This is a genomic window from Enterocloster sp. 210928-DFI.2.20, from assembly GCF_020554465.1.
In the GTDB taxonomy this organism is placed as follows: domain Bacteria; phylum Bacillota; class Clostridia; order Lachnospirales; family Lachnospiraceae; genus Enterocloster; species Enterocloster bolteae.
In genome coordinates, this window is record NZ_JAJCHK010000033.1 from 23,192 (window position 1) to 38,628 (window position 15,437).

Consider the following 15,437-nt stretch of genomic DNA (forward strand, 5'->3'; position numbering starts at 1 on the left):
TCTGCCTCTCCTGTTATCTGCGGATGATTTCAAAGCCATCCTTAAACTCTTTATAGTCCCTTATGCCGATGAATTCTTCCGGAACAGGCATCTTCGTCATATGGCTGGTGATTTCATACCATTTGTCCATTTGGAATACAGCGTCCGGGTCTGTCCATATGGCCTCCGCCTCTTCTCTGGTCAGGTCCGTATATTTAAGTATGTCCTCAGGAAACTCCTGCTCTTTTCCGTAACATCCAAACTCTGATTCCAGTATTTCCTTAGTAATTGATGTCGCCCTCTGGTACACATGCTTTTGATGTTTGTCGCTGTAGGCAACCATCAGCAGATCTCCGTCAAATTCGTCATAGAGAATGACATCCGACTTGAATATTTTTGACACCTTCCTGGCATTCTCCATGGTGCAGTTTTCCTGGAGACTCTGACTGTCTATGCCCAGCCAGAGACTGTCCTTTGTCCGGGCCGCCAGCGCATCCCCGCTTTTTACCCCAAAAAAGCCTGTGTCAATCTTCTTCACCATCTCCAGGCAGTCACCGATTTCCTCCGGGCTTAAGTCCTCCTCCAGAAGGACCAGACAGTTTGTCATAACATAGTTTTTGCCGTAATAGCCGTGAAATACCTCGTCCTCCATCTTTTTGCAGATACCCGCAGACGTATCCAAAATCCGGAAGGAATCAAGAGCCTGCCTGGCTTCTCCTATGGATTCCGGCGTTTCTTCCCTGAGACGTACCGTTACCGTGTAAAAATACTCCGGTCCCAGCACACTGAGCTCTACGCTATATCGATATGTCCCTTCCCCGTATTCACCCCCACCGTATATCTGTCCTGTATTCTCCTCAGCCTTATACCGTATCTCCTTTTGGACAATCTCGTCTCCCTTCACCCTTCTGTATGTATACTCCAGCACCTCCGGCATGGAATCGTCCTTAACAGCTGCTCCGCTCTCCATCCTTCGGATGTAATCCGCCTTTGTCCTGGGGGTATCTATTCCCGCTATTGCAAAAAACTGCGGCTGCTCCCTGTATCCCCGGACCAGAATACTCCCCCATTCCGAGACCAGGATGTCCCCGAAATCACGGTTTCCCTGCTGGGTCCACTCCTCCTGCGGAAGCCGGATTTTATAATAAAGGGAGGATGATACATAGGTTCCGTCTGATACCACCTGGTCAAAAACCGTATCATCGGGAACAGTAATCATAATACCGTCCTGTATTTTGTCTGCTGCTTTATTTCCATGTTCCTCTGCCTGACTTGCGTTTTCCCCCGAATCCGCCGTTCCCTCTTCAGACACCTCTGCCATTGCCATCCGGGCCTGTACGCTGCCCTCCGCTGTCCCTGTGCTTCCCGTTGTTCCTGTGCTTCCACCACTCCCTGCTCCCCACGCCGCCAGTCCCAATGCCGCCACAGCTGCGGCCACAGCCAGTAACCTTCTGCCTGTCCCCCATTTTCCTGCCGGCACATGTACCTTTTTTTGCTTCAGGCTCAGAGGCTTCCCGCTTCCTCTCTCATTGCATATCTGAAACAGCATCTTAATGCCGCCTATTTGTGCTAACGGCTCCACGGGAATCATGACCGCCCCGCCCCGTCCTTTCATCAGACAAACATATTCCGGCGTATAAACCGCCTTCTCAAAATCCCCATAGGCATGTCTGACCACGGACCGTTCTCCATATTCACAGATACCGTCCTCTTCCAGTGCCAGCAGCTGCAAACCCGCATACCGGTACGGGAACAATGCCGCCTTCCTCAGCTTCTGCACATTTCTCCAAGGCAGGCCCAATGCCCTGCATGCGTCTGCTATCTGGTCCACGCTCCTGGTGTAACAGCAGAATGGGACGGTTCTTCTGCGGCAGGCTTCCTCCACATCCCCCATGGGAATCCGGCCATCCCTGTTCTCCAAACATTTTGTGTTCAGGCATCTGAACCATTCCTGCGCCTCCAGATCCCCTCCCAGGACCCGCTCCGGTATGGCCCAGAATTCCTTCTGCCCGAAAAACAGAATCAGGCCTTCCTTCCTATGAACCTCTGTCAGCGCAGAATACAGCAGCCATATATCCGTATTCCCGGTCTGTATGCGGATCACCTCATTCTCCATGGTGATACAGCAGTCTTCCTTCAGATTCATAAAATCCGGCCGGACCCTTCCAAGGTCCTTTTCCTTCAGAAAGTCTTTCTTATACCATCTGAGGAATCCTTTATACTCCTGTTCACTCAGCCTGAAACAGAGCCTTTCTCCCACCTGTGCTGCGGACATGCCTCTCCTACCCCCTTGGCCGGCTCTCCCCATACGCATCTTTAAGATATGGAAAGCCTTGTATATCAAATCATATTCCTGATAACAATGTACCGCATTTTCCTCTGTTAGACAAGCCTTAAGACAGCAAAAAAGCCAGCTCTTTCTGCTGACTTTCCATGCCTATTCAAATCTGACAATTTCTTTTTTAAGCCGTTTCATGATTTTCTTTTCCAGTCTGGATATATAGGACTGGGAGATTCCCAGCAGGTCGGCCACTTCCTTCTGGGTCATTTCCTCCCCGTCCTCGTTTGTAAGGCCGTACCGCAGCTCCACGATTTTGCGTTCCCTGGGGTTTAGGCGGCTGATTGCGTTGTTGAGAAGGCTTTTTTCTATCTCATCCTCGATATCGTGATAAATCACATCCTCATCCGTTCCAAGAATATCCGACAGCAGAAGTTCATTTCCATCCCAATCCACATTCAGAGGTTCATCTATGGACACTTCCAGACGTGTCTTATTATTCCTTCTGAGATACATGAGAATCTCATTCTCAATGCATCTGGAAGCATAGGTGGCCAGCTTGATGTTCTTATCCGGCTTAAAGGTATTGATGGCTTTGATGAGTCCGATGGTTCCGATGGAAATTAAATCCTCCACCCCCACGCTGGTGTTGTCGAATTTCTTCGCTATGTAGACTACCAGCCTCAGGTTGTGCTCAATCAGGGCCGCCCTGGCCTCCTTGTCATCCTCGCTTCCCAAAAGACTTATCATCCGGCCCTCCTCCTCTGTTTCCAGAGGGGCAGGCAGTATATCGGCGCCTCCTATATAATGTACCTCCCCCTGCCTGGGCATCAGTACGGTCCTGAAGCTGGGGATGGTCTTTAACTGGAAACGGTTTGGTATGGATACTTTTATAATCATGGAAATGTCCTCCTGTACGTTGTGTGTTATTCAAGTTCCTTAGTCGCTTTTCTGTATCAGGATTTGATACTCCCCTGAGGGAGAAAGCTCCTGCTTCGTAATGGCAATGAGGGGCTTCTCAAGGCTGTACCTGCCGCCCTCCTGCTCTATCTCCATCCGGTCTATGAACACGGCCGGCAGAATTCCGCGGCTGGTTCCCACGGACTGGTACGGCACATAGACCACACCCTTTACCGACGGACACAGCTGCTTCATGACACCGGCCGCCGCCACATGGACCGGCTGGCTGCTCACAGGCTCCCTCAGCCGGTTGCCCGTGTCTATAAGCCCTGTAACTGTCTCTTTCTTTTCGCCGTAAATCATGGTAACCCTGCATAAATCCTTCCTGTGGGCCATGGTACGGATTAATTCCTTTATCCCCCCTGAAAATCCATAGCAGGCTGCGGCTGCCCCTGCAATCATTAAAATCCAGACCATGACGGGAATCCTTCTTCCATGTCCGGACTCCACCAAAAGCCATGCGTAATACCCAGCCCTGGTGTGTTCATAGAGCACCAGCATCACACCTCCAAGAACAACCGATACAAGGTAGATACCTGCCACGGATTTAATTACCTCTCTAGGGCTTTTCAGGTGATAGGCAGCTACGGCCATCAGGCTGCTCACCGCTACATACGTTCCCAATATCTCCACTGCGGCCGGAAGACCGGGAACCAGGCTCACCACACAGGACCATATACCGCCGATGACAGCTCCGGCCAGAATACGCCGCTTTGTGGTCCTGTAGGATAAAACTCTGTTTAAGATGGTCAGAACCATCATGTCCATTATGGTATTGACCGCGAATACCACATCTATGTATACTGTATAAACCACTCAGTCCGGCCTCACCTCCCTGGCAAACTTTCTGAAAGCCATTATAGCGGTTTCAAAGCGCGGATGTTGTCGAAATAACCGATAACAGGTACAATATTTATCGACAAAATTCGAGTTTCATACTAAATATGGTGTTTTTACAAAAAGCCGGAATGCCGCCGCCACATCCATACACGGTGTGGCGGCAGCGTTCCGGCTGTACGCGTCTCTATTTGATTGTGCTGTTCTTATAATAGCCTGTGTTTACAACAGCCTCTATTCACATAACCTGTTTCATGGTTCATTCACCACATTCTGAGGCGTGCCTGACATAAACCGGCTCAGGTTTTCCACTGCTATATCCATGAGCCTTTGTCTGGATTCCCTGGGCGCCCAGGCGATATGAGGCGTAATCAGTATATTTTCCGCGCCCAAAAGAGGATTATCCTCCTGTATGGGTTCTGCGGAAACCACATCCACGGCAGCGCCTCCTATCTTACCGCTGTCAAGTCCCTCCCTCAGGTCGGCTTCCTCCACCAGCTGTCCTCTGGAGGTGTTGATAATCAGAACCCCATCCTTCATCTTTTCAATGGTACGGCGGTTGATGATTTTCTCCGTTTCAGGAAACAGAGGGCAGTGCAGGCTGATTACATCAGAGCCGGACAGCAGCTCTTCCAGGTCTGCGTACCGGCAGCTGTCCGTCTCCAGACCTTTATCCTGATACCGGTCAAAGGCCAGCACCTTCATTCCCAGAGCCTGGGCAATGACAGCAGTGCGCCTTCCTATGCGCCCGAATCCGATGATTCCCATGGTCTTTCCCGCAAGCTCTGTCAGCGGGTACTTCCAGAAACACCAGTCCCTGGAGCGGGTCCATTCGCCTGCCCTTACACAGTCAGAATGGAAGCCCACATGGTGGCACAGCTCCAGAAGCAGGGCAATGGCGTACTGGGCCACTGCATCTGTGCCGTAGGAAGGAATGTTGGAAACAATGATCCCTGCATCTCCGGCTGCGCGTATGTCCACAATATTATAGCCTGTGGCCAATACCCCGATAAACCGCAGGTTGGGGCAGCTCTCTATTGTCCGGGCGCTTATGGGCGTCTTATTTGTATACACCGCCTCTGCCTGGCCAATGCGTTCCACCACCCGGTCCTTGGGCGTCCTGTCATAAACCGTCAGATCCCCCAGGTCCTCCAGGCCCTTCCAGCTCAGATCCCCCGGATTTTCCGTATATCCGTCTAATACCACAATCCTCATATATGATTCATCCTTTCCATTTTCCCAGCGTACCATTTGGCGCTAATCCTCTCCATCAGTCCTCCACCATCGCCCATGCCCGGTTAATCACACGCTTCGTGTCAGCCAGTATAATTTCCCCGTCCTCGTCCCCCCAGGGTTTGACCTCCAGAGATAACACATAAGGCTCTTTTTCATTGAAAAAGCCTTCCTCCTTCAGTACCCTGAAAAATTCTGCCAGCTGCTCCGTATCGTTGGCGCTCTCCGGGAATCCGAATCTGGGGTGCTGATCCCCGTACGCCTCGCAGCCCTTCTTAACCACTGCGTTTCCTATGTGGAAATGTGTGATATAGGGGCGCAGGGTCCGCACCACATAACGGGAGGTCTCATAGGTGGTGGGAAAATGGGACAAGTCCGCCAGCAGGCCAAAATTATGATGGGTCATGCCCATATCGGCTGCAAACCGGGCCGCCAGAGGCGCCGGACCAATCAGCGCCGCCTTATCCATATCATAGTCAAATACCTCTAACTCCACCATCATGCCCTTTTTTGCGGCGTGGGTGCACACTGCCCTGGTTGTCTTTAAAAGCTGGGAATATGCCTGTTCCCTGGAATCAGGTTCCCACTTTCCTGCCAAAAATGCGATACCCCCGGCCCCCATATACGCCGCCTCGTCCACTGCCCGGGTCAGCTCTTCTTCCGCCTTCCTCCGCTCCGTCTCCTCCAGATGGTTGGGATTCAGCCCCTTCCCCAGCAGGTTCGGCTGGGCGCCGTAGCACACCCGCAGATGGGATTGGTCCAGCATTTTCTTCACCCTTTCCCTGGTCTCGCTGTCCGGGATATGGGTAATCTCCAAAGCCCCAAAATACGGATCGCAGCAGATGGTTCTGACTGAATCGCACACCGGATAACTGACCGGCGGGTGGGTCATCCACTGGATGGTGCCTACCTGGAAATATTTCTGGATTGGTTCTTTCATTCTCTTATTCCTCCTGTTCAAATGGGCCTCAGGGCATATCAAAGGGCCGCAGTATCCTTTCAGGCAGCCTGCCCGTCCCATTGTCCTGCTTACGCCGCATCACGGCCCTGCATCTTTGCGCAATGGATTCCGGGCCATATCCGTACTTTTCCATGAGCTGGCCGTAATCCCCTGACTCGGCGAAATCCACTGCGCCGATCCGCTCCATGGGAACCGGACAGTGCTCTGCCAGCACCTCTGCCACTGCGCTGCCCAGGCCGCCGTATATGCTGTGTTCCTCCGCTGTCACGATGGCTCCTGTCTGTTCTGCACATTCCAGAATCAGATTTTGGTCAATGGGCTTTACCGTATGCATGTCCACCACCGCTGCCTGGATGCCCTCCTGCTCCAGGAGCAGGGCTGCCCGGATTGCGTTGTGCAGAAGCGTTCCCGTGGTGATAATGGACACGTCATTCCCCTCCCTGACGCGGATACCCTTTCCAATCTCAAACCTCATATTGTCCCCGTAAAACACCGGAGCCGGCGCACGGCTCAGGCGCAGATAAACCGGTCCCTGATGCTCTGCAATGGCAAACACAGCCTTTCTTGTCTCCGTCCCGTCTGCCGTGGCTATGACTGTCATGTTCGGTATGGATCTTACAAATGCCATATCCGTTATGGCCTGATGACTGGCTCCGTCATAGGAGTCAGACAGGCCGCAGTAAGCGCCGCACAGCTTTACATTCAGGCTGTCATAGGCAATGAGGCTCTGGACCGGGTCCGCACCTCTGGTGGTCAGGAACACGGCAAAGGTATTAACAAAGGGAATGAAACCGGTCCTGGCAAGTCCGGCCGCCATGGACACCATATTTAACTCGCTGATTCCCACATTAAAATACCGCTCAGGAAACGCACTTCCAAATATACCGCTTTTTGTGGAGGAAGCCACATCAGCCTCCAGTCCCACGATCCTTACATCCTGTTCCCCCAATTCTTTAAGCGCCGCTCCGTAGGCATCGCGGATTGCTGTCATCTCTCCCATTACCGGTCACCTCCCAGTTCTGCTTTTGCCTGTGCGTATTCCTGGTCTCCAATGGCTTTTCCATGCCAGGTATTTTTGCCCTCCATGAAGGAAACGCCCTTTCCCTTCACTGTCTTTGTCAGTATCAGGGATGGCTTGTCTGCCGTCATTTTAGCCTCCTCCACGGCCCTGCATATGTCCTCCACATCATGGCCGTCGCAGGGAATCACATTCCATCCGAACGCCTCCCATTTGGCCTTTATATCACCCATGGGCATGATATCCTCCAGGGTGCCGTCCAACTGTACCCCGTTGTTGTCCAGAATACCTATCAGATGGTCCGCCTTGAATTTGGACGCTGACAAGGCTGCCTCCCATACGCATCCTTCCTGTATTTCCCCATCCCCCATGATTACATATGTGTAGGAATCATACCCTTTAAGCCTGGATCCCAGGGCCATTCCCAGTCCTGCGGATAATCCCAGTCCCAGCGGTCCGGTGGAAAGCTCCACCCCAGGCGTCTTATGTACGCAGGGATGGCCCTGGAGCATGCTTCCCGTCTGGCGCAGGTTCTTTAACTCCGCCAGGGGAAAGAATCCCTTGTGGGCCAGGACAAGATAAAGCATGGGCGCCCCGTGACCCTTTGACAGTATCAGATGGTCCCGGTCCTCCTTTTCCGGGTTCATGGGGTCCACATCCATCAGCTCATAGTAAAGCGCTGTCAATATCTCCGTGCAGGACAGCGATCCCCCGGGATGGCCTGTCTGGACACTGTACAGCAGATCAATCAGCTTGTTGCGGAATACAAGGCACAGCTTTTGAAGTGTTTCCTTTCGTTCCTCTCTCATATCTGCATCCCCTCCTTACGGCTGCGTCCTCTGCCATCCTTGTTCCGGCCTGCTTCATTGCAGTGTGTGTTTCCGCCGTAAACCCGGTCGGCAATGGGCCTCAGATACCGGATGGATTCCCTGGCAGCTTCCTCCATGGACGGAAGCTGGAATATCTCGGTACAGTAATTGCCGTCATAACCGCACTCCCGAAAGACCGTCAGAATCTTCTCAAAATCCAGGCCGCATTGGCCCGGATAGCGCCGGTTATTGTCAGCCAGATGTACGTGAATGTTGTAACTGCTGTATGTACGGATGGCCTCATACAAATCCTTTTCCTCCAGATTCAGGTGAAAAATATCCATCATGAGCCGGAAATTAGGCCGTCCCACCCGGTCTGCCATGGCAGCTCCCTCCGCCAGGGTATTGATAAAGTTGGTCTGCATGATGGTCACTGTCTCCAGGGCAATGTCCACATTTTTAGGGGCTGCATAGTCAGCCAGCTCGGTAAACGCGTTCTGAGCCAGTTCAATGGTTTCCTCCCTGTCCAGTTCCCTGCAGTACTGCCCGCGTATCCTCCCTATATTGACATTGGCCCCCAGGTAACCGGCAAAATCAATGATTTCCTTTGTCCTCTCCACGGCCTCCCGGCGTAGGGACCGGTGGGGGTGTGTATAGCTCAATCCCAGCTGTCCGAAGATCTCGCCTGTGCACACCAGCACCACGGACAGATTGTTTTCCTCAGCAGTTTCCTTCACTTCCCTCCAGTCCAGCTTTCCCGGATTCAGGGTCATCAGCTCTACCCCGTCGTATCCCAGGGCGCCCAGGTCCCCAAAGGTTTTTGCCAGAGGCCCCTGGTACGCTGTCACTGAATCCGCTATGGCCACGTCGGGCGTGGCTGCCTGATAACATAATTTCATTGCTCTCCTCCTCCCGCGAATACAGGCTTTAACGCCTGGTACAGTTCCCGGTAAACCCGGTACTGTCTGTCATATACACAAGCCCGGACATCATCGGGCCAAAACACCTCGCCGTCCGCTGCCAGCACCTTTCCAAAGTCCGGCGCAATCTCATGGATTCCCATAGCCTGGGCAGCGATGATGATATCGCCCAGGGTCTCTGTCTCATTGGACCGGAGCCGGGCCACAGGAATTCCCAGCACATCGGCAAATATCCGGCACCACAGAGGGCTGTTGGCCGCGCCGCCGCCAAGGGGTATGATATCCGGTCTGGCAGCCCGGTCCAGGACCACTTCCAGACAGTGGCGCTGTGAAAATGCCACTCCCTCCAGGACAGCCCTTATAAAGGATGGGTAATCTGTCTCCAGCCCGGCCCCATAAAACACGCCCCTGGCCCGTGTATCCCAGACAGGGCTCTGCTCCCCGGCCAGATAGGGAAGCCATATAAGGCCTCCGGCCCCGGCCGGGGCAGTGTCCGCCAGACGGTCCAGATATGGGTATATACCGCACCCGGCTGCCTGGGCCTGCCTGGCTGCCTCCCTTCCGAATGTGTCCCTGAACCAGCGCAGGGACACACAGGCATTGTTGGTGGACTGGACAATGATGTACTGTCCGTCATAGGCCCCGTACAGGTTCAGCAGCCTTGGATCCTCCATAGGCTGTCCCGCAATGCTGCAAAGCCTTCCGCTGCTGCCTATGGTCAGGGCGAAATCCCCCTCATCCACAGCGCCTGCCCCTATGGTGGCCGCTACCGTGTCAATGGTGCCGCCTGTAACCGGCGTTCCCGCAGCCAGTCCTGTCATGGAGGCCGCCCATTGGGTCACAGTGCCCACGATTTCAGCGGAACCGCAGGGACTCGGCAGCAGCCGGGCAGGCAGGCCTGTCTGTTCTGCAATCTCTGTATCCCATTGGCCGGTGCGGATATCCGCCATAAGGGTCAGGCTCATGCGCGGCCGGTTCATGGTAAACTCCCCTGTGAGCTTTTGAATCACATAGCCGCAGGGCACCATCAGCTTATGTGCTCCCTTTATCAAATCCGGCCGGTTCTCAACCAGCCACCGCAGGGCCGGAAGGCTGAAGGAGCCGTTGGCAATGCGGTTTGCGGCCAGAGCGCGGATCCGCTCCTCACCGATATTCTCCTTCAGCCATTCCACCTGGGGACCGCTTCTCTGGTCATGGAGGCTGATGGCATTGCACAAAGGCTGCCCCTGCCGGTCCGCCAGAAACACTGCGTTGGTGCTGCTGGTCCCCACCGCCGCAAACCTGTTTTTATCTATGTCCTGGCTTTGAAATATGGTCTGCAGGTTGCAGCACACTGCGTCCCACCACCGGGAAGGGTCCTGTTCGGTCCATCCGGGCCGGGGATGGAGCATAGGATATTCCCGGTAAGCAGAGGCCACCCGTTTTCCGTTAAAATCATATACCGAACATTTTGTTCCGGTGGTGCCTACGTCTATTCCCAATAACAGGTCCTTATGCATCATACAGTTCCTCCTGCCCGAAACAGCGCCTCTGTCTGTTCTTCATCAAGGGGAATTCCCCGGTCTCCCAAAAGTATGGTAAGATGCGCGTTCTCCTCAATCTCCTCCGCAGCGGCCAGCACTGCCTCCGGGCTTTTTCCCGCAGCCACCATGCCGTGATTTGCCAGCAGAAGGCTGTCCCGGCTGCAAATCACGTCAGACACAGCCTCGGCCAGTTCCCGGCTTCCGGGACGGTAATAGGGAACCACAGGAATCCTTCCCACACGCATGGCGTATCCCGGAGTGTAGGCAGGCATGCCCGTGGCCAGACTCCCGTTTCCCTGCCTGAGGCAGGCAGCTGCAATGGAATAGGGGGAATGCAGATGAAACAGGCACAGGATGTCCGGGCGGCTCCTGTAGCACGCCAGATGCATTCCGGCCTCCTTGGAGGGACGCCGCCTGTCGGAATCCGACATATCTGCGGGAGGCGCAAAACCATCTGCCTCCAGCATTATCATGTCCTCCTGCGTCAAATCACCCAGGCAGATTCCGCTTGGAGATATATACACCTGCCCCTGAATCCGTATGCTCACATTGCCGCCGCTGCCCGCGGCAAATCCTTTCATATACGCTTTGCGGGCAGCTTTTACCACACGTTCCAGCATATTCTTTTTGTCCATATCCATATGGTTCTCCTTACTTTAAGATGGCCGGCAGAAACTCCGTGATTCCCGGCACCGCAAAGGTGAGCAGGGCGCAGGCCGTCACAGTCAGAATAACCCACAGGGTATCCGGAAACGCCTCGTCATACTTTACATTCAGCACCCTGCAGGATGTAAACAGGTTAACGGAAAGAGGCGGGGTCAGGGAGCCTACCATCAGCGCCATCAGCATGGAAACTCCATAGTGGACCACTCCCATTCCAAGGGTCTGGGCAATGGGCAGAAGGATAGGCGTCACCAGAATAATGATGCACATGGTCTCCATGAAGGTTCCCAGCAGCAAAAGAAGCAGGAATATGAATGCCATGATTAAAAACTTACTGGATGTAATGGACAGCAGCCAGCCCGCAAACAGGGTGGGCACATTCTGTATGGACATAATCCACCCGAAAGGCGTGGCAACCGAGATAATCAGCATGATAACGCCTGTGGTGACAACGCTTTCCGCCGCCACCTTATAAAACTCCCGCAGCGTCAGTTCCCGGTACACAAACACTGCCAGGATAAAGGAATAGATGACAGCCACCACCGATGCCTCTGTGGCGGTACAGATACCTGAAAACACACCGCCCAGCACGAAAATAGGCATTAAAAGCGGAAGCAGGGCATCTCCTGTAATCCTGAGCCTTTCCTTTGCCGTATAATCTGTTTTCTCAACGTTCTCCTTGTTTCCCCTTTTTACGGCAAAAAAGGTATTGAGCCCGATTAGGGCAAGGATGCAGATAAATCCCGGCACAAAGCCGGCCAGGAACATATCTCCCACCGACGCTCCGGAGGAGGATGCATAGACCACCATTACAATGCTTGGAGGAATGATGCATGCCATGGTTCCTCCAGCCGCAATCAGTCCCACGGTCAGTCCCCTTGGGTATTTCTGCTCCAGCATCTCAGGTCCTATGATCTTGCCGATAGCCGCAGCGCTTGCCACACCGGACCCTGAGACCGCGCCGAAGAATCCGCAGGCTGCAAGTGCCGTGGCCCCCAGTCCGCCCGGCATTTTCCGCAGCATCATGTTGGCAAACCGCATGAGGCGGGGCGTACTGCCGTATACCATCAGGGAACCGGCAAAAATAAACATAGGCATTGCCATCATATTAAAGGATTTGGCGCCGCTGGCCATGCGCTGGACAACGATATCCAGAGGCGGATAGCCATTGACGGTCAGCAGGGCCATACAGCTGATGCCGATGGAAAAAGCCACAGGCAGTCCAATCAGCAGACAGATTCCCAACACAACAAACAAAACAATTAATCCAGTATTCATTATCGACTCAGCTCCTCCTCCACATAATCCATGTTTCTTCCCCTTAACTTCTCCACATCAATCCAGAGACGCAGCACATAAAAAAGAATCATCAGTACACAGCCGCTCAGTACACCCACATAATTGACGGAAAGAGGTATCTTCATAGCTGCTGAAAGGGCATTGAGATTGGTGCCCACCAGCTTTGCCGCATAGCGGCAGATTACCAGGAGAAACGCAATACAGATACAGTCATCCAGAATCTCAAAACCGCGGTACACAGGTCCGGGGAGCTTGCGGATAAAAAAGTCTATCCGCGTGTTGCTGTTATTGATGGTGGCCATGGCTGCGCCGAAATATGTAATGTAAACCATGGCCATGCCTGCCAGCTCCTCCACCCATGTAAATGAAGTTCCAAACACATACCGGTTCACCACCTGTATTCCTATGATGATGGTCAGGGTACACACCGTGACGCAGCTTAAAATGCGCAGAAGGAATTTTACCTTGTCTATTAATTTCAGGACCATTTTTTACCTCCTTTTTCATATTGTTCTGTGGCAAAACCGGGGCACGGCCGGGCCGTCCCCCGGTACTTGCGGATACCTACTTATTAAAGGAAGTAGCAAGGTCTATCCAATACTGTCCGTCCTCGTACTGGGAAGCAAACTCTTCCCAGATGCCTGACATTGCCTCCTGGAACGCTTCCTTATCCACCTCATTGATTTCCATACCTGCCTCTTTTAATAATTCCAGGTATTTTGACTCATCATTTTCCTGCAGGTCCACTTCCCTTGCCTTGTCAGCCTCCTCAAACAGTATGGTCTGGTACTCTTCCGGAAGGGTTTCAAACCATGCGGTATTGACTGCCAGAGGAGCAGCGTCATACATATGGCCGGTCAGGGACAAATAAGTCTGTACATCCTGGAGGGATGAGGTGTAGATGTTTGCCAGAGGATTTTCCTGGCCGTCAATGGTCTTGTTCTGAAGGCCTGTATACACATCGGAAAATGCCATAATAACAGCCGATCCTCCAACCGCCTCATACATCTTGACCTTCATGCTGTTTTCATTGGTGCGGAACTTGATGCCCGCAATATCCGCAGGAGCCAGAATAGGCCTGGTGTTGTTGGTCATATGGCGGTAGCCGGACTCCCACACAGACAGAATGGTCACGCCTGTTGGCTCCAGAAGCTTTTCGCAGAACTGCTGGCCGAACTCACCGGCCCAGGCTTGCCTGGCATTGTCCAGGGATGTAAACAGGAACGGCAGAAGGGCCACGTTTACTTCCGAATTATAGGGCTCCCAGTTGGCTGCTCCCATCTGCATCATTCCCTCTACCGTACCGGATGTAACCTGTTCCAAAAGGTCGGCTTCACCGCCCAGGGCCGAATCCGTATATATGTTTACAGCCAGGTCCCCGCCGGTCCTCTCCTCCACCGCCTTTTTAAAGCTCTGCAGGGCAATGCTGGACGGATTGGTGGAGCTCATGGCTGATCCGATATTCAGCGTATAGCTGGCCTTGGCATCCGTACCTGTGTTATCCGTCTTGGAACCCTCTGCCTCCCCCTGGGCCGAAGCCGCATCGGCTGATGCTGCCGGGTCGGCGGCTGATGCCGGGGCAGAAGAACCGCCTGCGCAGGCAGTAAGTCCCCATGTCATGGTCAATGCCAGAAACAGTGATACAAGTCTTTTTTTCATACGTTTATCTCTCCTTTTTCATTATATAGTTTTATGATTCATGCAGAATGCTCGTCCGGCGGCATGCGCGGCTGGTCCGCAGCATTCTGCCGCATCATACAGTTACGCGTAAATACCATTCCCCTGGCAAGTATAAGCAGCAGGTTCTGGCTTTCCACCGGAAGTTCCTTTGCGTTGTCAATGATTTCCATTAATACCCTGTTCTGCCGTTCTTCTTCCTTTTGCATTGTCAATGTTATCCCTCCTTTCTTTTTGCTCTATTAATGAATTATAGCAGATAAGGAATTCACTGTCAATGAAACATACTATATTTTTCCTGCACTTAAGCGGCCAAAAAATCATTGACAATGAATTTTGCTCATTGTATACTGATTGCGGGGGTGATAAAAATGAATACATTGGGAGAACGACTCAACTATGCGCGAAAACAAAAGGGATATACCCAGGATTCCCTTGCCCAGACCATCGGCGTATCCAGAGGTGTCATCTTCAACCTGGAAAAAAACAAGACAGAACCGCAGGCCATTGTCATCAATGCAGTCTGCCAGATACTGAACATTAATAAAGAATGGCTCACCGACGGCACAGGAGACATGGAATCCGGAAACCAGGCCTTTCAAAGCGCAAAACTGCTGGAGGAACTCTATAATATTGCCAAGGAACTCTCAGAGGATGAACAGCTATTCCTTTTGGACACGGTCAAAGCGCTGAAACTGCGTCTGGGCAAGCGGCAGTAGACTGCCATCCTGTGGCGTATTGTTATATATTGGCGTATTGCCAATATGTATATTTATAATATCAGCGAATTGCCAGTATGTCAATGTATTTTATCAACAAATTGACAATACGCCAACCAGAGGTTGGCCCGGAAATGAGGTGTGATAATGGGATTTTCCGAACAACTGAAAAAAGCCAGGGTTTCCATGGGGTATACGCAGCAGCAGGTAGCGGACGCCTTAGGCCTGACAGCCAGCACCTACTGCGGATACGAAACAGGCAAACGACAGCCGGATGTGGCTAAACTGAAGCAGCTGGCCCGGATTCTGAACACTACCGGCAGCTTCCTTTTGGAGACAGAGCCTGTTCAGAACACATGCCGGCCGGACCCTGGGTCTGGCAATGACCTCATGGCCTCCTATGGCAGGCTCAATGAACGGTCAAAAAAAGCAGTGGATGATTTGGTGGCCCTGCTGCTGGATTTGCAGGAAAAGAGCAAAGAATAACAAAGAAATAAATCTATGATGAATGTTGGAACGTACTTTAGCAGATACCGTCCCGGCATTCTTTTTTATTAGGGA

General features: G+C 52.7%; 16 protein-coding genes. 2 read left to right on the forward strand and 14 right to left on the reverse strand.

Annotated elements, in window-relative coordinates:
• Positions 1-13 precede the first annotated feature (13 nt).
• The 14 genes from LI015_RS22450 to LI015_RS22515 all read right to left on the reverse strand — a co-directional run bounded on the left by LI015_RS22450 (position 14) and on the right by LI015_RS22515 (position 14,372).
• A complete protein-coding gene (locus LI015_RS22450) occupies positions 14-2,254 on the reverse strand; it encodes a YcxB family protein (protein ID WP_227126416.1) in 2,241 nt (746 codons plus the stop codon).
• 162 nt (positions 2,255-2,416) lie between these two features.
• The gene (gene sigE, locus LI015_RS22455) at positions 2,417-3,157 is read right to left on the reverse strand and encodes an RNA polymerase sporulation sigma factor SigE (RefSeq protein WP_002567086.1); all 741 of its coding nucleotides are present in this window, start codon (positions 3,155-3,157) and stop codon (positions 2,417-2,419) included.
• Between the two features lie 39 nt (positions 3,158-3,196).
• Complete coding sequence (locus LI015_RS22460) at positions 3,197-4,033, reverse strand: sigma-E processing peptidase SpoIIGA (RefSeq protein WP_002573559.1); 837 nt, start codon at positions 4,031-4,033, stop codon at positions 3,197-3,199.
• A 273-nt stretch (positions 4,034-4,306) separates the two neighbouring features.
• Complete coding sequence (locus LI015_RS22465; protein WP_038282022.1) at positions 4,307-5,269, reverse strand: D-2-hydroxyacid dehydrogenase; 963 nt, start codon at positions 5,267-5,269, stop codon at positions 4,307-4,309.
• Between the two features lie 55 nt (positions 5,270-5,324).
• Positions 5,325-6,227: a sugar phosphate isomerase/epimerase family protein gene (locus LI015_RS22470; RefSeq protein ID WP_118024293.1), complete on the reverse strand. Its 903-nt coding sequence runs from the start codon at positions 6,225-6,227 to the stop codon at positions 5,325-5,327.
• Positions 6,228-6,255: 28 nt separating this feature from the next.
• Positions 6,256-7,248: a transketolase family protein gene (locus LI015_RS22475; protein ID WP_227126417.1), complete on the reverse strand. Its 993-nt coding sequence runs from the start codon at positions 7,246-7,248 to the stop codon at positions 6,256-6,258.
• Positions 7,248-8,075 carry a transketolase gene (locus LI015_RS22480; RefSeq protein ID WP_227126418.1) on the reverse strand — a complete coding sequence of 276 codons (828 nt, stop codon included), beginning with the start codon at positions 8,073-8,075 and terminating at the stop codon, positions 7,248-7,250. Before LI015_RS22480 ends, LI015_RS22475 begins: the two co-directional genes overlap by 1 nt.
• Positions 8,072-8,974 (reverse strand): sugar phosphate isomerase/epimerase family protein, encoded by a 903-nt coding sequence (locus tag LI015_RS22485; protein WP_002567080.1) that lies wholly within the window; start codon positions 8,972-8,974, stop codon positions 8,072-8,074. Before LI015_RS22485 ends, LI015_RS22480 begins: the two co-directional genes overlap by 4 nt.
• Positions 8,971-10,497: a xylulokinase gene (locus LI015_RS22490; RefSeq protein WP_227126419.1), complete on the reverse strand. Its 1,527-nt coding sequence runs from the start codon at positions 10,495-10,497 to the stop codon at positions 8,971-8,973. The genes LI015_RS22485 and LI015_RS22490 overlap by 4 nt, the downstream gene beginning before the upstream one ends.
• Positions 10,494-11,159, reverse strand: coding sequence for a class II aldolase/adducin family protein (locus LI015_RS22495; RefSeq protein WP_227126420.1), 666 nt, complete (start codon positions 11,157-11,159; stop codon positions 10,494-10,496). Before LI015_RS22495 ends, LI015_RS22490 begins: the two co-directional genes overlap by 4 nt.
• A gap of 10 nt (positions 11,160-11,169) precedes the next feature.
• Positions 11,170-12,459, reverse strand: a complete 1,290-nt coding sequence (locus LI015_RS22500; protein WP_227126421.1) for a TRAP transporter large permease — start codon at positions 12,457-12,459, stop codon at positions 11,170-11,172.
• Positions 12,459-12,968, reverse strand: coding sequence for a TRAP transporter small permease (locus tag LI015_RS22505; RefSeq protein WP_054354213.1), 510 nt, complete (start codon positions 12,966-12,968; stop codon positions 12,459-12,461). The genes LI015_RS22500 and LI015_RS22505 overlap by 1 nt, the downstream gene beginning before the upstream one ends.
• 76 nt (positions 12,969-13,044) lie before the next feature.
• The gene (locus tag LI015_RS22510) at positions 13,045-14,139 is read right to left on the reverse strand and encodes a DctP family TRAP transporter solute-binding subunit (RefSeq protein WP_227126422.1); all 1,095 of its coding nucleotides are present in this window, start codon (positions 14,137-14,139) and stop codon (positions 13,045-13,047) included.
• 38 nt (positions 14,140-14,177) lie between these two features.
• Positions 14,178-14,372, reverse strand: coding sequence for a hypothetical protein (locus LI015_RS22515; protein ID WP_002567074.1), 195 nt, complete (start codon positions 14,370-14,372; stop codon positions 14,178-14,180).
• A gap of 156 nt (positions 14,373-14,528) precedes the next feature.
• Between LI015_RS22515 and LI015_RS22520 the strand changes: the two genes are divergently transcribed.
• Both LI015_RS22520 and LI015_RS22525 read left to right on the forward strand, forming a co-directional pair.
• Entirely contained in the window at positions 14,529-14,876 is a 348-nt protein-coding gene (locus tag LI015_RS22520) for a helix-turn-helix domain-containing protein (protein WP_227126423.1), read from the forward strand.
• Between the two features lie 147 nt (positions 14,877-15,023).
• Complete coding sequence (locus LI015_RS22525) at positions 15,024-15,362, forward strand: helix-turn-helix domain-containing protein (RefSeq protein ID WP_054354211.1); 339 nt, start codon at positions 15,024-15,026, stop codon at positions 15,360-15,362.
• Positions 15,363-15,437: the final 75 nt, after the last annotated feature.